Origin of the sequence: Bacillus sp. FSL K6-0042 (assembly GCF_038006685.1) — a bacterium.
GTDB lineage: Bacteria > Bacillota > Bacilli > Bacillales > Bacillaceae_G > Bacillus_A > Bacillus_A pseudomycoides.
The window spans coordinates 188,394-211,589 of record NZ_JBBOVS010000001.1; the positions used below are offsets into that span (position 1 = coordinate 188,394).

Genomic DNA, 23,196 nt, shown 5'->3' on the forward strand with positions numbered 1-23,196 from the left:
CTTTGCAAAATAGGGGGAGAAACAAGTGACGAAAATAGCAATTGTTACAGGAGCGACACGTTTAAATGGAATTGGGGCAGCGATTTGTAAGGCACTTGCTCAAAATGGCATTGATATTTTTTTCACGTACTGGCCTAGGTATGATAAGGCAATGCCATGGAGTATGAATGATGAAGAACCATTTTTATTGAAAAGAGAAATTGAAAATTATGGCGTTCTCTGTGAAATGGCTGAGGTGAATTTAGCGCAGTCTTATTCCCCTAACCGTTTATTATATATGGTATCAGAACGATTAGGAGAACCGTCTATTCTGATTAACAATGCTGCGTATTCTACAGATACAAATGTTGAAGGGTTAGATGTAGAACAGTTAGATAGACATTATACGGTAAATGTGCGCGCTACGATGCTATTAAGTACATTATTTATTAAAAATTATACGTTTGAAACGAGTGGAAGTATTGTCAATCTTACCTCTGGACAATCGCTTGGACCAATGCCGAATGAACTTGCTTATATAGCAACGAAAGGAGCGATTGAAGCTTTTACTACTTCAGTAGCACCAGTTGCAATGAAGAAGGGGATTACTGTAAACGCTGTTGATCCAGGACCAACCAATACAGGGTGGATGACAGAAGAAATGCAACAACATTTAGTAACCAGATTTCCTGCTGGAAGAATAGGAGAGTCGGTGGATGTAGCACGTTTAATACCGTTTTTAGTAAGTGAAGAAGCAAAATGGATAACAGGACAGGTCATTCATTCGAATGGTGGATTTTATTAATAATCTATAATTATATTATGTAAACAAAAATATTGAGAAATAATACGAAGTGAGAAATATTTTATGAATTTATTTTCTGTGTAAAATAAATGTATTGTCAGAAAATGGGGACTTCTGATAGTGAAAACACAATTGTAAATATATGGGTTATTTTTTGTGGTTCTTTATAGGTCAATACATCCTCCGATTTTTATTGGAGAAAGTATCGTATAAAGCATGTTATATAGAGTAGAAAAAACGCGGATTTTAAAATTAGATTCATAGTTAAGTGTCGTATAAATATGAAGATTCCTGTCGGAAAGATGATGGTTAGAACAAAAAGGGATTTTTATGGATAAATAGAATCGTAAAGGGGAGGATAAAAATGTAAATATAGGAGGCTTTTTATGAAAATGAAAAAAATAACAATTGCATCACTAGCAATTGGTACAATGCTCTCCATTACAGCTTGTAATACCTCCACAGAAAAAGATCAAGTGAAAAAGGAACAAACGAACGCGCAGGAAGAAGCGAAAACAACGAATGCTGATGAAACATCTACAATGAAAAACGATGAGAAAGAAACAAACACATCTACTAACGAAAAAACAGAGAAAGATCAAAAGAATTCCAAAGAATCATCTGGAACTGAGAGTAGTGCGAAAACAACAAATGAGAAAACGAAAGAAAAAGAAACAAGTACAAAAACAACAGACCAGGCTACTAATGGAAAAACTGCAACGAAAGATACAAATAAGGATACAAATAAAGGCGTGGCTGTGAAAACGAATGTGAAAGCAGTTGCGCAACTTATTGACAGTTTGGATAAACAATTAGCTGCAAACCCTAAGTTAGATACAGTGAATAAACTAGGGAAGCAAATAAATGAAAAATGGGATGTAATCGAAAAAGAGTTAGAAGCGACTCATCCAACTGATTATAAAACAATTGGACAAAGCATGTATCCTTTAATTGTTGCAGCTGAAAAAGAAAAAATAGATGTGAAACGAATAAAATCATTAGCGACGAAAACAAAGCAAGATTTGAATCAACTATTAAACAAACTCTCATAATATAATTTGGTTATAAAATAGAATATTTTATGGAAAAGGAGAAACAATATAGGTTTCTTCTTTTATTTGTGTCTATTAAAGTTTGAATTTTCACACTATAAATGTACATACGATGAAGAAGAAACAATAAATTTTGGATTAGCAGGTAGAAATTTTGCGGGAAAAATTCCGTTCCTACATATTTTAGCCGGTATAGTTTGAAAGTTCTTCAAGAAGATTAAGTGGTAGTAGAAAGTCAACAACCAAGACCAATTCCGGAAGCTTTGAGAATAGAAGCACATGTATACGCAGATGCAGCGCGAATTAAGTTTAGGCAGAGATGGTTTCAGTTTTTAACAAGTGAAGAGCGAACGTGCTATTTAGATAAACAATATAATAAACCATAATTATATTATGTAAACTTAAAATGCTATTTGAAAAAGAGCGAGATATATTACTGAATTACATACAAGAAAGAAAAAGTTAGAATCTTAAATAACTTCCGCTAACGAAAATTATTTAAATATGTAAAGTTGTCAAACGACTATATGAGGTGCCGTCACATCGCCATAAAGCTAAGGTTTTAATATACCCCCTAAATGAAAATTTTCTTTCTCTGCAGGTAGTTACTTTAAAAAGTCAGCTCATTTTCTCGTTTGGGAGGCGTTTATTTTTCTTTTTTTGATGGGTATGGGGCACCACATCAAAAAAAGAAAATTGTAGCGAGTTAATCTATACCTTTAAGTCCATATTCATATAATCAAATTCCAATAAAATTCATACCAAAGTCCTACTGTTTATTAATTTATACGTCTTTCATCTTAAATAGCTCTCCCCTGAATGATGGATTTTAATCTGGATATCTCTAACATATAATAGCTATTGTAAGGCTTTTTAAATTTAAAAGGAGGGAATTGCATGAAGAATTGGGTTCAGTTTAGATTTGCAAGACCAACAGATAAATTTGAAGAAGTTATAGGTTTTTATGAAACAGGATTGGGTTTAAACCGTATAGGGGAGTTTCAAAATCATGAAGGATACGACGGGGTCATGTTTGGATTACCTGATGAAGAGTATCATTTAGAGTTCACAAGGCATGTTAATGGAAGTCCATGTCCTGCGCCGACAAAAGATAATTTACTAGTTTTTTATATGCCTAATAAAGATGAAATTGAAAAAATAACGAATCGGTTAAATAAAATGGGCTATCATGAAGTTGAGCTGGAAAATCCGTATTGGATAGAGAAGGGAACGACGATAGAAGATCCGGATGGTTGGAGAATTGTACTCATGAATGCAGTTGGATAAAACAAGCTTTTTTTAATATTTAATAGAATGTAACAAACTTGCTCAGACATAAATCCCTACAACATTTGTAGGGATTTTTATATAAGAAACTCTTACTAGGGGTAGCACCCCATCGCTATCAAGCTAAGAAAGGCAAATACCCAAAACGAGAAAATTGGCATCTCCAGGTGAAAATGTACAATTTTTTGTTTTGGGGAGCGTTATAAAATTCTTAAGTTGATGGATGTGGTACGGAAACGATTCTGGGTATGAGGGGCCGCCAGTTAATTTCTTGAGATGAATTCAATTGCAATAGATAGATTTTCTGTCCTTATGCTGGTTCATGGCAAGCAACAATTGGTCTATAAACAAGCCATTTCTACAATTTCTACATAATGCATACTGGATTTATGTGGAAATTTCCCAATATTATATACTATATGTAATATAATATAAGTAATTCTTTTTATTATTTACATTTTTGTTATTTCCTGTTGCAGAATCCTTATTATATTATAAGGATTCCTTTTTTGGTATCAAAAATCTACAAATAAAAAGATAAGATTGGGGAACACGATCTTATCTTTAGCACAAGGAGAAAAAAAGGCAAAAACCATCTTAATTCTTATAATATTATATTTTTTAAAATTTTTGATATAAAAACTATATATAGCAGCTATATCTATATTGAGAAATTTATTACAAAATTAGTTATAAATGTTTAAAAACCGAAAGTAAACTTTTATTTCAAAGTTTACTTTCATTTTTGTAGTGAAACAAAAAGAACTTGTAAAAAATACAAGTTCTTTTTAAGATAATGTAAACTGAAGGGCAAAACAAACTATCTTATCAGAAAAACTAGGGATCACTATGTCTTAAGACTACTAGGACACCTTTATTATATAACAGATATTAACATTTTTAGGGATGATATTTGAATATTGTGTGAATTTTTAAAATCAAAAAGAGAACTCTTATGATAAGGATTCAGCCCATGCCAATCAACTTAAGAAAAGTAAACACCCCCAAAACAAAAAAATGAGCTAACTTCTCAAAATAACCAATTTTTTAACTTGATGTTGATGTGGCGGAACCTCAAGTATGTATAAACTTAAAAAAGTCCCTTCATAATGCTAAAGGGACTTGCTCAGCACATCAATTCATCTTTGATATGCAGATCATTTGTGTGAGCAAAATCCTAAAGCTTCATAACATAATACAATTGAAAAAACCAAGGGAATTTTGATTCCCCTTGATTTTTTATTGGAAAAGAAATATGTATTCAAAATAAAATTAATATTGAAATGCTAAGTATTCTTCAAGCTTCCGTTTTCTTGATGTTCTTTGTCTTCAATATCAGTTTCTGGCATTCCGTACAATCCATTCATTGCTTGCTCCACTGGTTGAAGACCGGTTTGTAAAGTATTAGATTTTAAGTTTTTAGAATTGCTATTCTCTTCTTTTTTAGAATATGGAAAATTCATTTTTATAACCTCCAAACACTAAAGTTTTAAAAAATAAAAAGCTTATGAAAAGAATTTGGAAGATAAACACATGTATTATCTGCCAATTGAATGAACAATAAATTGAACTATTAATGTAATAGCACATACATAGTATGTCATCCTTTCTAGAAAATATGTGAGATGATTTAGGAAATAATAGTAAGTTATATTTATGCAGCTTATATTGGTGTTATCTCTTGGTGGTTAGAAAATAATATACCTTGTACCCTATCTTCTATGGCGGAGCAAGTGATTCGAATCAATATGCGAAGTCCTATTAAATTGTTAGAAAACTATTTGTACTGATTAGTTTTTAAAAAATATTATTAGTACATTTAACTTTTCCATAATAAAGAAAACATAAATTTACGCACTAAAGACAAAATTTTAGTAATGAATAACTTTTTTCTGTAGATTTTATAAAAAGAAAAGGTGATGAAATGGAATTTTCTAACGAAAGTAAAACTTATAATGCTGGAGATATTGTCTATGTTTTTTACCGAAATCCCCACACCCAGGATGTTGCAAATATACAAGCAGCAGCAGTTGTAAATAACCCTGTGAATCCAAATGAATTAGCTTTATTTCTTTATGAAACTTATTATCCACTATCAAATGAGATGGCTGTTTATTCTTCAGAAGAAGAGGCAAACCAAGCCTACAATTACTATTATGGAGATGCTTCAGAGGGGATATTAGAATGAATAGTCCATTTATACCCAAGCTTGTATACTTTGAACCCAAAGCATTAGATTATCCATTAGGAAGAGAGCTTCAAGAAAAATTTGCAAATATGGATGTCGAGATTCGATATACCACTTCCCATAATCAAGTGAGAGATCTTCCAGGAGAAAACGATTTTCAAAAGTACCGTGTAGCAAAATCTACTCTTGTCGTCGGTATTAGAAAAACACTAAAGTTTGATACATCAAAGCCTTCAGCAGAGTATGCTATTCCCTTCGCAACAGGCTGTATGGGGCATTGTCATTATTGCTATCTACAAACAACGATGGGAAGTAAGCCTTATATCCGCACCTATGTAAATGTCGACGAAATTCTAGAAGCTGCCGACAAATATATAGAAACACGTGCACCTGAACTGACAAGGTTTGAAGCCTCCTGTACATCCGATATTGTAGGGATTGATCATTTAACTCATACCCTTAAGCGTGCAATTGAACATTTCGGAAAGTCCGATTATGGAAAACTAAGATTTGTTACGAAATTTCATCATGTTGATCATTTACTTGATGCAAAACATAACGGAAAAACAAGATTTCGGTTTAGTGTAAATGCTGATTATGTTATTAAAAATTTTGAGCCAGGTACCTCTCCCCTAGCTAAACGGATTGAGGCAGCAGGAAAAGTAGCAAGAGCAGGGTATCCACTCGGATTCATTGTAGCTCCAATTTATCTTCATGAAGGTTGGCAGGATGGATACTATCATATGTTTGAACGTCTTGATGCCGAATTACCCCTTGATGCACGGGATGATATCACGTTTGAATTTATTCAACATCGTTTTACAAAGCCTGCTAAGAGAGTGATTGAAAAAAACTATCCCATGACAAAATTAGAATTAGATGAAGAGAAAAGAAGATATAAATGGGGGAAATATGGAATTGGAAAATATATTTACCAAAAAGAAGAAGAAGAGGATCTAAAAACTTATCTGTATGCCTATATGAAGAAGTTTTTTCCAAATGCAAAATTAGAATATTTCACGTAGAAGGATAACAACTTACTACAACTAAATATAGGAATTTGAAATAAAACGCATTATAGGGCTCAAAATTACATTTTAAATGTAAAAGGGTACGATCTAAAAGTCAGTGAAACAAACATTTGGGTAACCCTTTTTTATCCATAAATTTAACAATAATGCTCTAATTGTTAATTGAACCTTATTTCACCTATATATCCCATATCGTAACATAAAAAACTTTAAGAAGAAGAATCAATATTGATTCTTCTTTTTATTTTGTTCCTAAAGGTATACTTTATCAATACAAGTTTTTTACCATATATATTAAAATTAAAATACCCTTTCAAAATATGACAACTCCTTTCACCAATCGTGGAAGGAGCTTTTTTCGTTCGTAAAGGTACACCTTTTGGTTCATTTTTCATTACTACGTATTCAAAGACGTAAAGAACACTTGATATGTCTATAAAAGTATACTTTTACGGATGGAACAAAGGCCCCCTTAAAAGGGGTGTTGTGGATTTAAAATAAAGTTGCGATGTTTATAAAAAAGATGCGAAGCTTTGCCCCTTTGTATAAAGGTATATTTTTTGTGCGTATTTTTAATTGTAAAAAATATTTTGTCAAAAATACTTTACGAATTGTAAGAAATAAATTACAATCTTTTCAAGAGGTGTTGCTATTGTTACATAATAAAATTGTAGTTTGTCGAGCAGAAAAAGGTTGGACTCAAGAAGAACTGGCAAAAAGGGTGGGTGTTAGTCGACAAACTATCGCTACTCTTGAAAAGAATAAATATAACCCTTCTCTAATTCTTGCCATTAAAATCGCAAATGCATTTGAAAAGCCAATAACTGACGTGTTCGATTATCAGGAGGAGTGATACATATGTTGTGGTTAAAAATTTTCTTATTTGTTTTATTATTCATCAGTCAGATGTATGTAATAAAATTTCAATCAAGTGATGAAGGAAACGACGAAAGAGGGAGAGAAATTCAATATAAAACAAATAATGTGTTGTACAACATCCTATATTTAGGTATCATTGCCATTATTGTTTTTCAATCGATAGATATTGTTTCTTCAGAATTTCTACCTGATTTATTGTTATATTTTGTTCTTTCATTAAGTGTGCTAGGCAGTGTTTTTATATTTATCAACAGAAACAGGAAAAATTACTAATAAATCGTAATAGGGGTACGGAAACGATTCAGGGTATGAGGGACCACTTTGGAAAAATATTCAATAATAAAAACCGTAGGAATTGATAAGTCCTACGGTTTTGTGATTAGAATTCTCTAATATTAATTGCAAAGTGAGGCTTGAATCTCACTTCAATTGCCTTTTTTTCTTCTGTACATTGAATATGAAGCGTATCATTATAAGAATAGACTTGTTCTACAGACTCCATATTAGTATCAAATATACGTCTGTCTTTATAGAGCATTTTTAAATTAACAGTATTTTCATAGACTGACATAATCATTACTAACTCAAATCCTAAATCATCCACTTTACTATATTTATATACTGCAGCACCAGGAATAATAAAATCTTCAGGTTCACTCTCAAATATTTCTAATAACTCATATTTATCATATTTAATATCCAATTTTCCAACCTACTTTCTGCACCAAAATGTTATAGTTATAATGCTAGAATACAATAGTTTTTATTGTTTTTTCTTTGCAGGAACAACTGTCACAACATCTCCTTTATCATTAATAACAACGTAACCATTTTCCTTTGACTTTTATATAGGTTTCATCTAGTTTCCAAGATAAGTGTACGTGCTTCTTTTTCTTCTTCCATATTTGATAGATCAAGTTACCATATTCATGAACCCAGCGCATGATGGTTGTAGGATGAACTGAAACACCACGTTCTTTTAAGATTTCAGATACATCACGATAGCTTAGAGAAAAACGGCAGTAGTAGCCGACAGCTACTAAAATAATATCTTTTTTGAATTGTTTTCCTTTAAAATATCTCATCTGTGATTCTCCTCGTTTTCTTTTCCGAAAGTGCAGCTTAGTTTAGAAAACTTTATTACCGATCTTGTGTTACAAATTTTGTCCTGGCTTGCTGAAGAAGAACGAACAAAGATAAAAACTCGTCAACGTGAAGGAATTGAGTTAGCCAAAAAACAAGGAAAACATTTAGGAAGACCTAAAACAAAAATTACAGATGAATTTATTGTTGCTTATGAGGAGTGGAAAAAAGGTGACATTTCAGCATTAGAAGCGATGAGAAGATGTAATATGACAAGTCCGACATTTTATCGGGTTGTAAAGAGATATGAAGAAAAGGAATGTAGTAAATAATCGTATACAAGTACTCCCTTACGATAGATATGTGAGGTGCACGAAAAGACAAAGAGGGAAAAGAATGATAAACATTCTTTTCCCTTTTTACCTACTGAAACTTTCATTTTCATTAGCTTTTCCGTACATCGAAAAATGCTGTAGAGTTTACCTATTCCATTATAGCAATAAAACTAGCTTATATCATATGAAATATTGCATATGGAGGGTAAGGTCACGAAATATCACATTTTCGCATTAAGACATGTATTGGAAATTAATTGTTTCCTAAAACAAAAAAATGAACTGAATTTTTATAGATAACTGTGGTGAGATGAAATTTTTTTTTGGGGGTACTTCAAAATATTAAGTTGATGGATGTGTGGTGTTACGCTTTGAAGTGAAAGTAAACAAATATTAAAAAGTTTACATTCATGATTTTCTAGATTTAATATAAAAATAATAGACAAGCCATTATTTTTATTGATTAATGGGTTTGTCTATTATTTTTATGTTAGGGCATTTATTTGTTAATAAATTAATGAATTCTTCTTCTTTTTTTGGTACACATACTGTTAAATTATTAAATAATCCATACATAATTTCTAATCGTTGTCTTGACCAATTTTTTGAGTTCAATGATTTTCCATGGTATTTGATATGCTGGATATCTTCAAAAGGTATTTCAGTATTTGTAAAATAATATTTGATAATTAATGATTTGTCAGTAATTTTATAAGTGGATCTGTAAATAAATAAAAAATTGATTATGTTTAACAAAATCATACAACTTAGGTAAATATTATTAGTGCCTTGTATGAAAAGCATAGCAATAAAAATGAAAATAGTTAATAGAAATATCATCATATGAATAGGATTTTGTTTAATCTTAAATTTCATTCATGTTCACTCCTTTATAGTTAAGTATAGGGAAAAACGGCTATAATATCCATAATTTTGTATATCATTATTAATAGATTTAAAATGTATACTTTTATTTTTGTAGTGAAACAAAAAGAACTTGTAAAAAAATACAAGTTCTTTTTAAGATAATGTAAACTGAAGGGCAAAACAAACTATCTTATCAGAAAAACTAGGGATCACTATTTCTTAAGACTACTAGGACATTTTTATTATATAACAGATATTAACATTTTTAGGGATGACATTTGAATATTGTGTGAATTTTTAGAATCAAAAAGAGAACTCTTATGATAGGGGTTCAGCAGCATGCCCATCAACTTATGAACAGAAACAAAATGAACTTTCGTTCAAATACATTAAAACAATCTTAAAGAACTTTTTACCCTTAAAAATGAGTATACGGTTCTGTTGCAAAGTTTTTTAAACTAAGCTATATTCTAGAAAAATGAGACGAGGAGAATGACAGATGGGATATTTTAAAGGAAAACAATTCAAACAAGACATTATTTTAGTAGCCGTCGGCTACTATTGTCGTTTTTCTTTAAGCTATCGCGTTGTATCTGAAATCCTGAAGGAACGTGGTGTTTCGGTTCATCCGACAACCATCATGCGCTGGGTTCATGAATATGGCAACTTGATCTACCAAATTTGGAAGAAGAAAAATAAAAACGTACAATTGTCTTGGAAATTGGATGAGACTTTTGTAAAAGTCAAAGGGGAATGGCGTTACCTATATCGTGCGATTGATAAAGAGGGTTACACATTAGATATTCAACTGCGTAAAAAGCGAGATCATCAGGCCGCATATGGCTTTATGAAAAGATTAGTGAAAAAGTTTGGAGAACCAACGGTTCTAACAACAGACAAAGCTCCAGCATTACTTTGTACGTTTAACAAATTAAGGGAACAAGGCTTTTATAAACATACAACTCATTGCACAATCAAGCATTTGAATAATCTCATAGAACAAGACCATAGACATGTAAAGCGACGTTTTGCCAAATCCGCAGGATTTCAAAGTCTTCGCCATGCTTCACGTACCTTGAAAGGAATCGAAACGATTCATGCCATACATAAACGAAAACGCAGTTTGCAACCAAACTGCGTTTTTTCAACATACAATGAATTACAGCAATTACTTAGAATTGTATAAAATCCATCTGTAATCAGCCCAATTTTTTATCTATTAAGAAACTTTGCAACAGAACCTAGTTATTTATAAGAGCGCGTCATATTTAAACCTATATCTTGATGCAATTTCGCATATCTAAATAAAGGGAATCGATATGCAGAGTGTGATTAAATTATATTAATAATATTTAATTTATATTAACTATTTTTTGTGGATTAAAATAGTTATTTTTTAACCTTATATATCAAGTTGCAACTGTTATAGTTACTTGTATAAAATCAAACAATAATTTTTGTAGTATAATATTTTCATTTTCGTTAATGCTCAATATTGAATTTTTTTGATATAATCGAAAAAATTCTGCTATTTACGCATTGGAAGTTTAATGATTTAATAAAAACATAACTGGTATGACCACTAAGGAAGGAAAAGATTACGCTAATATAAGTTCGGTAAAGTTATGAGTAACATTATTTTTATTGTATTACCTTAATAATGTGATAATAAGTCTCGAAAACAGTCTATAATCACAAAATTATTGCATTTATAAATAAAATTAATGAAAGACTTTTGTAACATTTATGAAAGTGTATTGAAAGATACTTAAACTAAGATAAATATAGCAAAAGTGATTTTATAGAAATGATGAAAGAAAGGAAGAGATAACATGAATCATACGAAAAAAAAGGAAGGGATTGGTTTTTTGAAAATCCAGAAAAATAATAAAGGAATAAAATTACTAGCATGTTTATCAATTGGCTTATGCACTTTTAATTATTCTTCTATTTCTTTCGCTGAAACACCTAAAAGTAATTCAGCTGATGCAACAAAAAAAGCTATTAACATTGATACTGGTATAGCAAATCTTAAGTATAATAATCAAGAGGTTTTAGCAGTAAATGGTGATAAAGTAGAGAGTTTTGTTCCGAAAGAAAGTACAAATTCAAATGGTAAATTTGTAGTAGTTGAACGTGAGAAAAAATCACTTACAACTTCACCAGTGGATATTTCGATTATTGATTCTGTGGCTAATCGTACTTATCCAGGAGCAGTACAACTTGCAAATAAATCTTTTGCGGATAATCAACCTAGTTTATTAGTGGCTAAGAGAAAACCTTTGAATATTAGTATAGACTTACCTGGCATGAGAAAAGACAATACAATTACTGTCCAAAATCCTACATATGGTAATGTGTCTGGAGCAGTAGATGAATTAGTATCTACTTGGAATGAAAAGTATTCAAAAACACATACGTTACCTGCAAGAATGCAGTATACAGAATCTATGGTGTATAGTAAATCTCAAATAGCAAGTGCTCTTAATGTTAACGCTAAATACCTTGACAATTCACTGAATATTGACTTTAATGCTGTTGCAAATGGAGAGAAAAAAGTAATGGTTGCGGCATATAAGCAAATCTTTTATACCGTAAGTGCAGAACTACCTAACAATCCATCAGATCTTTTTGATAATAGTGTTACTTTTGATGAGTTAACTCGTAAAGGGGTAAGTAATGCGGCTCCGCCTGTTATGGTGTCAAATGTAGCTTATGGTAGAACAGTTTATGTGAAATTAGAAACATCATCTAAGAGCAAAGATGTACAAACTGCTTTTAAAGCCTTAATTAAGGGTCAAGGCGTTGAAGCGAGTGGACAGTACAAAGATATTTTTGAAGACAGTACCTTTACCGCTGTAGTATTAGGCGGAGATGCAAAAGAGCATAACAAGGTTGTTACAAAAGATTTTAATGAAATCCGAAATATCATTAAAGATAATGCAGAATTAAGTTCTAAAAATCCAGCATACCCAATTTCATATACAAGCACTTTCTTAAAAGATAACGCAACTGCTGCTGTTCATAACAATACAGATTATATTGAGACTACAACTACAGAATATTCTAGTGCTAAAATGACGCTTGATCATACTGGTGGATATGTTGCTCAATTTGATGTATCTTGGGATGAATTCTCTTATGATCAAAATGGAAAAGAAGTACTAACCCATAAAACTTGGGAAGGAAACGGCAGAGACAGAACTGCTCATTTCAATACAGTCATACCACTTCCACCGAATTCAAAAAATGTAAAAGTCGTAGCAAGAGAATGTACAGGTCTTGCATGGGAATGGTGGAGAACAATTATTAATGAACAAAATGTTCCATTAACAAATGAAATGAAAGTTTCAATTGGAGGAACAACATTATATCCAAGTGCTAATATTAGTCATTAATTAAAGCCTAATATATGTCCGAAGCGCCCTGTTTACAGGGCGCTTTTTTACTTGGTCGCAAGTATATCGGCGTTTTTTTAAATATATCATACTCATCTAATTGGAGAGTCAACATGCTATTTTAAGTAAAGAAAAAACGCCCAAAAAGGCGGTTTACTTTTATATTGGGGTAGCACGCACATTTTAACCTTTTTATACGCTAAGGGATTCTCAAAACTCAATATTGCCTATTTCAATTGAGACTTTGATTTAGAGATGAGTTTTGAGACATATTTAAAGTTATTTTTAGCATATTCTAGGTTCAATTTCATTTGTCTCAAATACCGTCGTTTTCGGTACTTTTAGAGAAACTTAATTGGATAAATATATTACAAAAAAAGATTATGAAGAAATATAATTCAACTAACAAGGCGGGTTAACACCATACTCAGAAAACTGTTATAATAATTTAGATTATTATAAAATTTCAGTAAAGGAATGATTCTAGTTGAAGAAATCCCGAAATCCAGAAACAGTGCATAAACCAGTAGCACCATATGTCCATCAAATAGAAGTAACAGGTCCTAATAAATGGCTCACATTATCAGGTCAATTAGGCATGGAAATAGATGGAATGGTTCCAGAGGATCCATTGGAACAGTTACAATTAGCTCTAGATAATATTAGAAGAAATCTTGTGGCTGCTAATATGAACGTAGAAGATTTAACGAAGATGGTATTTTATTTAGTAGGTGATTTTAATGCAGATAAGAGAAGAAAAATTATTGGAGATTTTCTAGGTGAACATCTTCCTTGTACTACTATGATTTATGTGGTGGCATTAGCAGCTCCTGTATTTAAAGTAGAGATAGACGCTTGGGCATGTAAGGAAATTATTTAATTTCTTTTGATAAACAATAATTAATTATATGATGAATCTTATTGTATTATCGGGAGTTTTAGTCGAATAAATCAATCTAAAAAAGTCGAGTCCTTAGCGTACAGGTGAACTGCCCCCCAATTGTTAGACACAGTCTAACAATTGGAGGGCAGTTTTTTATGTCTAAATTTTCTTCAAAAGAAAAAATACGAGCAGTGAGACGGTATTTAAGTGGCAATGAAGGTGGAAAAACAATTGCTAAATCTATAGGGGTTCACCCCAGTATACTTCACCAGTGGATTAAACAATATGAATTTTCGGGTAAAAATGCTTTTGAAAAACGCTATACATCTTACTCTGTGCCGTTTAAACTGAATGTACTCAATTATATGAATGAAAAAGGGACATCTATCAGGGAAACAGCGGCGATTTTCAATATTCCATCTTATGAAACACTTCGGAAATGGAAAGTGGCTTATGAAGCAGGAGGATTGGATGCCCTACAATCAAAGAAAAAGGGGCATCAATCCATGAAAAATAAAAAACTTAACACGACTAAAGATCACGGAATAGTTGAAGGTTCAATAGAGGCACTACAAGCGGAAAATGAGCGTTTACGTATGGAAAATGCGTATTTAAAAAAGTTAAATGCCTTAGTTCAAAACAAGGAGAAATCACGAAACAAGACAAAGCCCAAGTAGTCTATGAACTAAGGCATGAATTTTCAGTGAAGGTGCTACTTCAGCTCGCAGGTATTCCGCGCAGTACGTATTATTATTGGGTTAAAAGATTCGATCTTCCTGATTCAGATGTAGAACTAAAAGGATTGATTCGAACCATTTATGACGAACATGAGGGGCTTTATGGTTATCGTCGTATTCGTGATGAACTGACGAACCGCGGACACAAAGTAAATCATAAAAAAGTGTATCGAATTATGAAAGAATTAGGCTTGAAGTGTCTCGTTCGTATGAAAAAATATCGTTCTTATAAAGGGAAAGTTGGAAATATTGCACCGAATATTTTAAATCGCAATTTCCAAGCGGAAAAACCAAATGAAAAATGGGTTACGGACATTACGGAGTTTAAATTGTTTGGAGAGAAGTTATATCTATCACCGATGTTGGATTTATTTAATGGTGAAATTATCACATACACAATTGCTTCAAGACCAACCTACTCCCTTGTTTCAACAATGTTAGACCAATCTTTTGAACGTTTAATAGACAAAGATACACTTCTGATTCATTCCGATCAAGGATGGCACTATCAAATGAAGCAATACCGTCATTCTCTTACTAAACGTGGCATTACACAAAGCATGTCTCGTAAAGGAAACTGTTACGATAACGCAGTGATTGAAAACTTCTTTGGCATCATGAAGTCAGAATTTCTGTATCGAAAAGAATTTAAGAGTATAGAACATTTTAAGCAAGAACTAGCAAAATATATAGAGTACTATAATCATAAAAGAATTAAGGCAAAACTAAAAGGCATGAGCCCGGTACAATACCGGACCCATGCCCAAAAGGTTGCCTAATGAAATAATCTGTCTAACTTTATGGGGTCACTTCACCATAGCTTATGGTGAACGGCTTTTTTCGCGCGGTACTTGGTGCTATCTAATTAAGAGATTCGTAATTCCTAAAGAAAAATAATTTCGTTAAAATCCCCATACCCATCAACCTAACAGAATAGGTTGCTCCAAAAATGATAAGAATGAACTTCGTTGCTATAAAAGACATAAAACCATAAACACTTACTTCATATTTACTTTTGTTGTGGACGGTAAAAAGTATCTACCAATTGATTATACTCGCTTCTTGAAATTTCTTTATTATACAGTTTAATTAATAACTCTTTATGCGCCTTCGAAAACGCTATTTTGTCAATAAATTTTGGATACATATGATCATTCTCTCCTCATCTGATAAATTATTATGTTGCACTTCCCTTGAGTATTATAATAAAATAAACAACCAATGTTTTATGGAATATTGTATATCGAGATGAATGGATATGTTTGTAAACTCTTACTATAACGAGAGTATAAAAATTCATAATATTTTAATATTAAAAATAAAGAAATGATTATGGCAATCCCAACAGAAGTTTTAACATGCTTAGGTGGAGCAATTACAGCACTAGAAGAGGCTTTAAAAGTAGCAATGTAATATAATTCTTTACGCCTATTTTTAAAATATGTTAAGTAATGTAATGAAAGGAGCTGAGTTGATATCACGGTATTAGAACAAATAAACCAATCCTCTCAATTATTATTACTTTTATCAACACTTTGTTTTTACATGTATTTACGAAAAGAGAGACAAAAAAAGAAAACTTACTAGTTTAGAATTTACGATGTATATAGTAACGTAATGTGCCTATCTTCTTTGGGGAATTAGTTTTATTGGTAGAGTGTGGGGGTAATGTGACTGTCTTTGTAAGCAGTAGAATTACGATTTATGAACGAGGGATGAAATGATAATAGTATGTAAATTTAGTGCGATATAGAAATATAATAGAGAATAGGGGGACAAAAAATCCACTTTTAAACAAATAAAAACCCATGGAGAAATGCTATTTTCTTCGTGGGTTTTATTATTTTTTTTCGCAAATCACCTAATAGGTAGATGATCTCTTATAAGTACTTACTTAAAGTTCCGTCTTCAATACAAGAGAGGGGAATGGTTTGTTCAGTGCTTCTTACCATATTTCGTAAAATAATTGTTTCTGTTTGTATCTCATTTTCACCAATAATAAGCACGTAAGGAATATTCTCTTTATTTGCGTAATTAAGGGACCGTTTTAATTTACGTCCAGCAAGTTCCAGCTCAACTTTGAAAGTACTTTTAGAACGCAAAAGTTGTGTAATTCGTAAACATTCCACTTCGGTGTTAATAGGAATAATGAAAATATCAGCACAAGTAGATTCCGTTTCTTTTTGCGTAAGAGCTGTATAAATAACATCCAAGCCAAAGGAAATCCCTACTGTTGGATAGGATGTATTGTCGTTACGAAAGGCTCCAATTATATTATCATAACGTCCGCCACTACCAATACTTGAAGTAATGCTTCCATCTGTTAAAAAAATTTCATAAACTGTGCCTGTATACATTGTAAGTCCTCTTGCTAGGAATGGATTGAAAATCGTATTGTTTTGGACGCCAAGAGCGAGTAAGTATTGCTGTAATTGTTGTAGTTCGTTGATTCCATCCGTAACAAGTGAATTTGAGAAAATTTGTTTAAACTCATTAAGTTCTAATGTCATACAAGATTCAACCGTATGACAAACAACCTCTATAGTGTCATTTACTATTCCACGGCTTTGTAAATCCTTCCGTACACCATCAATTCCGATTTTTTCAAGTTTATCTAATGATAAAATAACATCGTTTGTTTGTTCATCTTGAATTTCAACTGATTTAAGAATACCTGTTAATAACTTCCGATTATTATATTGAATTGTAACATCTAAGTTTAAAGTTTTGAAAAGATCAAATGCCATGGCCATCAATTCAGCTTCAGCAATAACAGATTCTACGCCGACTATATCAACGTCGCATTGAATAAATTCACGAAACCTTCCTTGTTTTATTGGTCCATCACGAAAGACCTTTCCAATTTCATAGCGTTTAAAAGGCAGCCTGATATCCGGGTTCATTGCTATTACTTTTGCAAATGGAATCGTTAAATCATACCGAAGAGCGATTTCACGATTTCCTTGATCACGTAGTGTGTACATTTCTTTTAAAATTTCAGCACCGCCTCCATATTTATAGGCCATAAGTTCATACATATTTAATGTAGGTGTTTCAAGCGGTTTACAACCATATCGTTCAAAAGTCTCTTCACAAGCACGTTTAATTCTATTTCGTAACAACTGTTCCGCGGGTAAATAATCTTTTGTTCCTTTTACATTTCTTACATCCATTTGAATCACTCCTTTTTTAAATTAAAAAAAGCTATGCAGGTATAAAAATACCCACATAGCTTTATGAATGCTTCGTGGGTAACAGGAAAAGCCCTGTACCCACGAAGAAAAAATTCTTCGGATACACGGCATTATGTATGATGATGAAGTTGGAAAGAAGTATTAGAATTAAACATATTCAATCTCTCCTTAAGTTTTTTCAAAAGTATAACAAATGTTTTTTGAAATATCAATGTTTTTTGAAAATAAAAACAAGATTAATGGATGAATTAATCCTACTGTATATAAACAGTTTGAGTGATAGAATATGCTTGTCATCACTTGTTAAAAAATAGCAAAGTAAGCTACAATACTTATGTATTTGAAATTATATTTCCAACGTCTTTATCTCAATTCATATATTAAATAATACATATAAATTTGTTGCAGGAGGATTTTAGCACAATGGAATACAAAACGAATGTAATGCGGTTATTAGATAAGAAAAAAATCAATTATAAACATTATAGCTATGTGGATACTGATGCGATTAGTGGAATAGATGTTGCTTTGGTATTAGGACAATCTCCTAATCAAGTATTTAAAACACTAGTCACCATGGGGAAATCAGGGCAGCACTATGTTTTTGTTGTACCTGTAAATAAAGAATTAGATTTGAAAAAAGCAGCTTCTAGCGTTCGTGAAAAATCAATAAGTATGCTGAAATCTAAAGATTTACTCTCGCTCACCGGCTATATTCATGGTGGCTGTTCACCGATAGGGATGAAAAAATATTTCCCTACGGTCATTGATAATAGTGCTACGGAGTTGGATACAATGATCTTTAGTGCCGGGAAGATAGGGTATCAAGTTGAACTAGGACTAGATGAATTTAAAAAAATAATTCGCTTTGAACTACACGATATTGTAGTTGAGTAGTATATTATTAATTCCAATGATTGAGTTGGAGATATAATAGATCCATGTACTGGAATGTAATAAAAAGAGCCATTTGGCTCTTTTTATTATTTTATCCCGCATTAACGGGCAGTAAGACCCCCACCTCAAGATTCAGAGAGAAACGAGGAAGATAGGTGGGGGATCAACTGTCCGTAAAAGCCCGATTGGTGAGGGCTAATAATCAGTGGGGGATGAAGAAAACCCCCACTGATTAAAGTCTCACTTTATTGAGAAGGCTTGCTCTTCTTAATGGAGTGAAGGTAGTGGGGCTAGGTACTGAAATTTAATTCGTATTATTTTGGAATTTCGGTATCTTTTTAATGCCTTCGGTTCCTACGATACTGCCAATAAGTGCAATTAATATACTTGAAGAAATAAATTTAATTATATAGTAAATTCCTGTTCCAGTAACTAAATCTAAGATTAAAAACTTTTTTATAGTTGAGCCTTTTATTATGTGAATAACAATTTGATCGTTTTTTCTATTCAACATTGTCACACCCTTATCCTTTTACAAAAGAATATTACAAGGAAAGGTTGTCATATTCACTCATGACTACATAATAGTTATCTAATTTCAGTGTTGATGATTAAAAAGTAAAAAGAGGTTAACTAGCTTTTTAACAAAAGCTTCATTATAAAAACAAAAGAGCAGCTAGCAAAAGCTAACTGCTCAGCCCCAGGGAAAGGGAGAAAAGATTGTAGGTACTACAAAATTTGATTAAAGCTGTTCACCAGCCTTTATACAGTATGTACGGAATTTGAAATATTATACAGGAGGGAGAGAAAGTGAAAGTATAGAAGATTTCTGATCATGTAACTGAAGTTAATATGAAGTTTCTGAATGAGAGGTCTTCCGATTGTTCTTTATATGTATTTCTTCTTATTAGTATACAAAATTTCGCAATATAAGACAGGTGAAAAATAAAACGACAAGAATATGTAACGTAAAGGAAAAAGAAAAGAGGGAGAAAGATGTGGAGAACGACAGATCTTTGTGATGCCTTTGAAGGAGACGTACAAGTATGTAAGCCTATTTTTCAATCATATGGAAAGAAAGAGCAATTTCATGGGAAGATTGCAACGGTTAAAGTGAAAGATGATAATGTATTAGTAAAGGAAGCGCTACAAACTTTACCAGAGGGGACTGTGTTAGTAGTTGATGGAGGTGCTTCTACGAACTGTGCATTACTTGGAGATAATTTGGCAAACATTGCAAAGGAACGAAATATAGCAGGGATTATTGTATATGGATGTGTTCGTGATTCTAAGGAACTACGAAATATTAACATTGGTATTTTAGCATTAGGTACAATGCCGAAGAGAAGTAGAAAAGAGGGAAAGGGAGAAACAAAAATTCCTTTGCAATTTGGAGAAATTGAGTGGATTCCTAATCAGTATGTGTATGCGGATGAAGATGGTATTATTGTATGTGAACAACCGATTCATAGCAACCTGTAGTATCTATATAATAGAAGCTTTATAATTTAATGTAACCGGCTATTATTCTTAGAAAATAAATCAGAGAAAACATAGACAAAATCTCGTGTCAATAGTAAAATAATACAGAAATTTATAATTTGATGAATGTATAGGTATGTCGTTTATACGATAACTTTAAAAGGAAATTGGTGGAAATAAAATGGGTTCGCCGTTAAAAGTGAATGTTATCACAATGATACATTCATAAGCTACATGCTCTTTCCTATACAAATACAACCGCTACCTATGCGGATAGGAGGAGGTGTTGTGCATTTTGTTTAGCACTCACGGTAGAGTGCTATTGCACGCCCTTGAAGGGCCTTTTTTTATGTATATGTAAGCAAAGGGAGGAATAACCAAGGATGGCAATGATAAAAAAATGGCTGCTTACGTTGATAATGGCAGTGGCATTAGTATTTGTTTCATTTACAAATACTGTACATATTACGTTTGCTGAAGGGAAAACAGCAACACTTGCGATCATTGGAGAATCGCAAAAAGGAGTTATTTTATGTCCGAAAGAAGTGCCAATTGAAGATGGAGAAACAGCCTATAGTTTGTTACAAAAAGTTATGGGGACTAAAGTAACAGCTGAGAATACGAAGTATGGTATGTATGTTAAAGGTATTGACGGTTTAATGGCTGGTGATATAAGTGCTACAAGCGGATGGGCATATGATGTGAATGATCAAGCTGCCATGGTAGGGGCAGATAGTTATAAATTAGAATCTGGAGATGTTGTTGCATTTCGTTTTGTTGTAAATTGGGACAATATGAGCACAGAAAAGTTGCAACAAGTACTCGATAAGATTGGAACTTGTGAAAAAGATCCAGGTACTACAAAACCAGAAGAGCAAAAGCCGGATGGTCAAAAGCCTGAAGAACAAAAACCAGAAGAGCAAAAACCAGAAGAGCAAAAGCCAGATGGACAAAAACCAGAAGAACAAAAGCCAGATGGACAAAAACCTGAGGAACAAAAACCAGGAGAACAAAAGCCGGATGGACAAAAACCTGAAGTTCAGAAGCCACAAGAACAAAAGCCTAATGAGTTGAAAGAACCAATCAAAAATGAATTACTAATAAAGCAATTAGATCAAGCGATTGCGAAAACATCAAAAAAAATGATGGAAGATGGAATCGATAGTGATTGGGTAGCAATTGCACTAGCACATTCAGGGAAAAATATTCCAGTAGGAACAAAAATTAGTTATTTACAATCTTTAACACAAAAAGTAGAAAAACGTGTGGAACGATTTAGCGCTACAGATATAGCAAGAACTGTTTTAGCGGTATTAGCGGTAAATGGAAATCCAACAAATGTTGCAGGAAAGAATTTAGTTCAAAAACTATATCAATCTGAAAAACTAAATTCTGTTACTGGTTATACATTTGCTTTACTTGCACTTGATACAAAAAAATACGAAGTACCAGCTGGAGCAAAGTGGAACCGTGCGGCTTTAGTAAAAGAGATTTTAAATGCACAACATACAGACGGTGGTTGGACATACAATGTGGAAAGTAGTAAGGAAGAGGCTAGTAATATTGATGTAACAGGTATGGTTTTATCAGCATTAGCACCATATCAGAAACAACCAGAGGTAAAACAAGCTGTAAAAAAAGCAGTGCAATATTTGTCAAGTAAACAATTGAACACTGGTGGATTTGAAGCTGATGGTCAAGAAAATTCAAATAGTGTTGCACAAGCAATTATTGGACTTGCTATTACAGGGATTGATCCAACTAGTGAAACATTTACTAAAAATAATGTAAACGCAGTTCAAAATTTAATATCATACCAACTTGCAAATGGTGAATTTAAATGGTTGCCAAGCGACGAAGAGGGTAGCAGTATGGCTACTGAACAAGCACTTTTAGCACTTGTTCAATATAAGGCATTTGTAAATGGTAAAGGTTCTATATATGATTGGACAAATTCATCAACTGAAGATGATATAAACTCAGTTGAAGAGCCGAAGGAACCTGTAGTGGATGAGAGCAATGGGATTGAAAAGCAAGAAGTGATTCAAAAACAAGAGAAACAAACAAACGATGAGAACTCTCGTGTTGTTACGAAAGATAACACAGTAAATAATGAAAAAACTGCGAAAAATCGTCAGTTACCAAAAACAGGAGCATCTGCTTGGGATACTGCTATGCCAGTAGGAATGGGCGTATTATGTATCGCTTCAGCATATGTTTTATGGAGACGAAGAGCAGCTTAACAAAAATTAGGAGCAATGATTTGCTCCTAATTTTATTAGGAAAGGTGAGAAAAACATGAGTATGATGAAATGGTTACTCTCAGTTGTCCTTTCATTTGGATTGCTTGTTGGATGTAGTCAAAATGAATCAAAACCTGAACAAAAAGCAATTTCAAAAACAGAACAAAAAGAAGAACTGAAACAAGAAGAGAAAAAGGAAGAAAGTAAACCGGAAGAACAGCAAGAATCAGTAGAGAATAAACAACAAGAAGAGCTACAAAAGGACAATCAGGAACAAAAATCGCAAGAACAACCTGAAATAAAGAAAGAAGAGAAAAAAGAGCAAGAACCAGTTGCTCAGCAAAAACAACAAGAACAAACAAAAGCGCAGCAAGAAAACGCTGAACAAAAGAAAGCACCAGAAGTAAAAGAAGAGGCTAAAGTAGTTAATCAGCCAAAAGAAACACCAAAGCAGGAACAGTCGAAAGATCCAGAACCTAAAATAGTCCCAAAGCCACAACCTCAACCCGAACCAAAGCCAGTACCAAAACCAGTACCAAAACCACAAGCTCAGCAAGTTACCATTTCTGTACGTGGTGATCAAGGGTATTTATTAGGTGCGAAAAAAGTAGATATGCAAGAAGGAACTACAGTTTTTGATGTGTTAAACAATACAGGGCTAGATATTGATTCAACTGGATCTGGAAACAGTAAATATATAAAAGGGATAAATGATTTATATGAATTTGACAAAGGACCAAAAAGTGGATGGAAGTATCGTGTAAATGGTACTTTTCCAAACCGAAGTGCAGGTGCATATAAAGTCAAGCCAGGAGATAATATCGAATGGGTATATGTGTTAAATTAGGAAAGGGCT

21 protein-coding genes and 3 pseudogenes are annotated in these 23,196 nt (G+C 32.6%); 18 read left to right on the forward strand and 6 right to left on the reverse strand.

The features are described 5' to 3' along the window. Positions 1-25: 25 nt before the first annotated feature. The 5 genes and pseudogenes from MHH45_RS01000 to MHH45_RS01020 form a co-directional block, all read left to right on the forward strand. Complete coding sequence (locus tag MHH45_RS01000) at positions 26-784, forward strand: SDR family oxidoreductase (protein WP_016115454.1); 759 nt, start codon at positions 26-28, stop codon at positions 782-784. Between the two features lie 386 nt (positions 785-1,170). Then, positions 1,171-1,836, forward strand: a complete 666-nt coding sequence (locus MHH45_RS01005) for a hypothetical protein (protein WP_016115453.1) — start codon at positions 1,171-1,173, stop codon at positions 1,834-1,836. 221 nt (positions 1,837-2,057) lie between these two features. Then, positions 2,058-2,222, forward strand: coding sequence for a hypothetical protein (locus tag MHH45_RS01010; RefSeq protein WP_170927968.1), 165 nt, complete (start codon positions 2,058-2,060; stop codon positions 2,220-2,222). 511 nt (positions 2,223-2,733) lie between these two features. Then, entirely contained in the window at positions 2,734-3,123 is a 390-nt protein-coding gene (locus MHH45_RS01015) for a VOC family protein (RefSeq protein WP_016115452.1), read from the forward strand. Positions 3,124-3,408: 285 nt separating this feature from the next. Continuing rightward, a pseudogene (locus tag MHH45_RS01020) lies at positions 3,409-3,498 on the forward strand (RNA chaperone Hfq); the annotation flags it as partial. 911 nt (positions 3,499-4,409) lie between these two features. Here the strand turns inward: MHH45_RS01020 and MHH45_RS01025 are convergent. Beyond that, on the reverse strand, positions 4,410-4,586 hold the full coding sequence (locus tag MHH45_RS01025) for a DUF4021 family protein (RefSeq protein WP_016115451.1): 177 nt from the start codon (positions 4,584-4,586) through the stop codon (positions 4,410-4,412). A 461-nt stretch (positions 4,587-5,047) separates the two neighbouring features. Between MHH45_RS01025 and MHH45_RS01030 the strand changes: the two genes are divergently transcribed. From MHH45_RS01030 to MHH45_RS01045, 4 genes are all read left to right on the forward strand, one after another. Further along, a complete protein-coding gene (locus tag MHH45_RS01030) occupies positions 5,048-5,311 on the forward strand; it encodes a transcriptional regulator SplA (protein WP_016115450.1) in 264 nt (87 codons plus the stop codon). Next, positions 5,308-6,336 (forward strand): spore photoproduct lyase, encoded by a 1,029-nt coding sequence (splB, locus tag MHH45_RS01035; RefSeq protein WP_016115449.1) that lies wholly within the window; start codon positions 5,308-5,310, stop codon positions 6,334-6,336. Before MHH45_RS01030 ends, splB begins: the two co-directional genes overlap by 4 nt. 658 nt (positions 6,337-6,994) lie before the next feature. Next, the gene (locus MHH45_RS01040) at positions 6,995-7,195 is read left to right on the forward strand and encodes a helix-turn-helix transcriptional regulator (protein WP_016115448.1); all 201 of its coding nucleotides are present in this window, start codon (positions 6,995-6,997) and stop codon (positions 7,193-7,195) included. A 5-nt stretch (positions 7,196-7,200) separates the two neighbouring features. Then, positions 7,201-7,494, forward strand: coding sequence for a hypothetical protein (locus MHH45_RS01045; protein WP_016115447.1), 294 nt, complete (start codon positions 7,201-7,203; stop codon positions 7,492-7,494). 106 nt (positions 7,495-7,600) lie between these two features. Here MHH45_RS01045 and MHH45_RS01050 read toward each other — a convergent pair whose 3' ends face one another. Next, complete coding sequence (locus tag MHH45_RS01050) at positions 7,601-7,924, reverse strand: hypothetical protein (protein WP_088094730.1); 324 nt, start codon at positions 7,922-7,924, stop codon at positions 7,601-7,603. A gap of 112 nt (positions 7,925-8,036) precedes the next feature. After that, positions 8,037-8,306 (reverse strand): annotated as a pseudogene (locus tag MHH45_RS01055) (IS6 family transposase); the annotation flags it as partial. 39 nt (positions 8,307-8,345) lie between these two features. On the opposite strand from MHH45_RS01055, the pseudogene MHH45_RS01060 reads away from it, so the two are divergent. Then, positions 8,346-8,636, forward strand: a pseudogene (locus MHH45_RS01060) (recombinase family protein); the annotation flags it as partial. Positions 8,637-9,095: 459 nt separating this feature from the next. On the opposite strand, the gene MHH45_RS01065 reads toward MHH45_RS01060, so the two are convergent. After that, the gene (locus tag MHH45_RS01065) at positions 9,096-9,515 is read right to left on the reverse strand and encodes a PH domain-containing protein (protein WP_088094752.1); all 420 of its coding nucleotides are present in this window, start codon (positions 9,513-9,515) and stop codon (positions 9,096-9,098) included. Between the two features lie 490 nt (positions 9,516-10,005). On the opposite strand from MHH45_RS01065, the gene MHH45_RS01070 reads away from it, so the two are divergent. The 4 genes from MHH45_RS01070 (at position 10,006) to MHH45_RS01085 (ending at position 15,303) form a co-directional block, all read left to right on the forward strand. Beyond that, a complete protein-coding gene (locus MHH45_RS01070) occupies positions 10,006-10,692 on the forward strand; it encodes an IS6 family transposase (protein ID WP_016131757.1) in 687 nt (228 codons plus the stop codon). A gap of 673 nt (positions 10,693-11,365) precedes the next feature. After that, entirely contained in the window at positions 11,366-12,904 is a 1,539-nt protein-coding gene (locus MHH45_RS01075) for a thiol-activated cytolysin family protein (protein WP_340863369.1), read from the forward strand. A gap of 487 nt (positions 12,905-13,391) precedes the next feature. Continuing rightward, entirely contained in the window at positions 13,392-13,784 is a 393-nt protein-coding gene (locus tag MHH45_RS01080; RefSeq protein ID WP_088094722.1) for a RidA family protein, read from the forward strand. Positions 13,785-13,942: 158 nt separating this feature from the next. Further along, a protein-coding gene (locus tag MHH45_RS01085) for an IS3 family transposase (RefSeq protein ID WP_088094721.1) occupies positions 13,943-15,303 on the forward strand; the annotation gives its coding sequence in 2 pieces (ribosomal slippage) (positions 13,943-14,399 and positions 14,399-15,303; 1,362 coding nt in all). Between the two features lie 1,101 nt (positions 15,304-16,404). Here MHH45_RS01085 and MHH45_RS01090 read toward each other — a convergent pair. Next, positions 16,405-17,697 carry a histidine--tRNA ligase gene (locus MHH45_RS01090; protein WP_016115441.1) on the reverse strand — a complete coding sequence of 431 codons (1,293 nt, stop codon included), beginning with the start codon at positions 17,695-17,697 and terminating at the stop codon, positions 16,405-16,407. Positions 17,698-18,141: 444 nt separating this feature from the next. Here MHH45_RS01090 and ybaK point away from each other — a divergent pair, with 444 nt between their 5' ends. Beyond that, positions 18,142-18,615, forward strand: coding sequence for a Cys-tRNA(Pro) deacylase (gene ybaK / locus MHH45_RS01095; protein ID WP_016115440.1), 474 nt, complete (start codon positions 18,142-18,144; stop codon positions 18,613-18,615). Positions 18,616-18,919: 304 nt separating this feature from the next. On the opposite strand, the gene MHH45_RS01100 is transcribed toward ybaK, so the two are convergent. Next, complete coding sequence (locus MHH45_RS01100) at positions 18,920-19,129, reverse strand: hypothetical protein (RefSeq protein ID WP_016115439.1); 210 nt, start codon at positions 19,127-19,129, stop codon at positions 18,920-18,922. Between the two features lie 482 nt (positions 19,130-19,611). Here MHH45_RS01100 and rraA point away from each other — a divergent pair, with 482 nt between their 5' ends. The 3 genes from rraA to MHH45_RS01115 all read left to right on the forward strand — a co-directional run bounded on the left by rraA (position 19,612) and on the right by MHH45_RS01115 (position 23,187). Then, the gene (rraA, locus tag MHH45_RS01105) at positions 19,612-20,097 is read left to right on the forward strand and encodes a ribonuclease E activity regulator RraA (protein WP_016115438.1); all 486 of its coding nucleotides are present in this window, start codon (positions 19,612-19,614) and stop codon (positions 20,095-20,097) included. Between the two features lie 383 nt (positions 20,098-20,480). Further along, complete coding sequence (locus MHH45_RS01110; RefSeq protein ID WP_016115437.1) at positions 20,481-22,340, forward strand: DUF4430 domain-containing protein; 1,860 nt, start codon at positions 20,481-20,483, stop codon at positions 22,338-22,340. Positions 22,341-22,395: 55 nt separating this feature from the next. Continuing rightward, positions 22,396-23,187, forward strand: a complete 792-nt coding sequence (locus MHH45_RS01115; protein WP_016133090.1) for a DUF4430 domain-containing protein — start codon at positions 22,396-22,398, stop codon at positions 23,185-23,187. Positions 23,188-23,196: the final 9 nt, after the last annotated feature.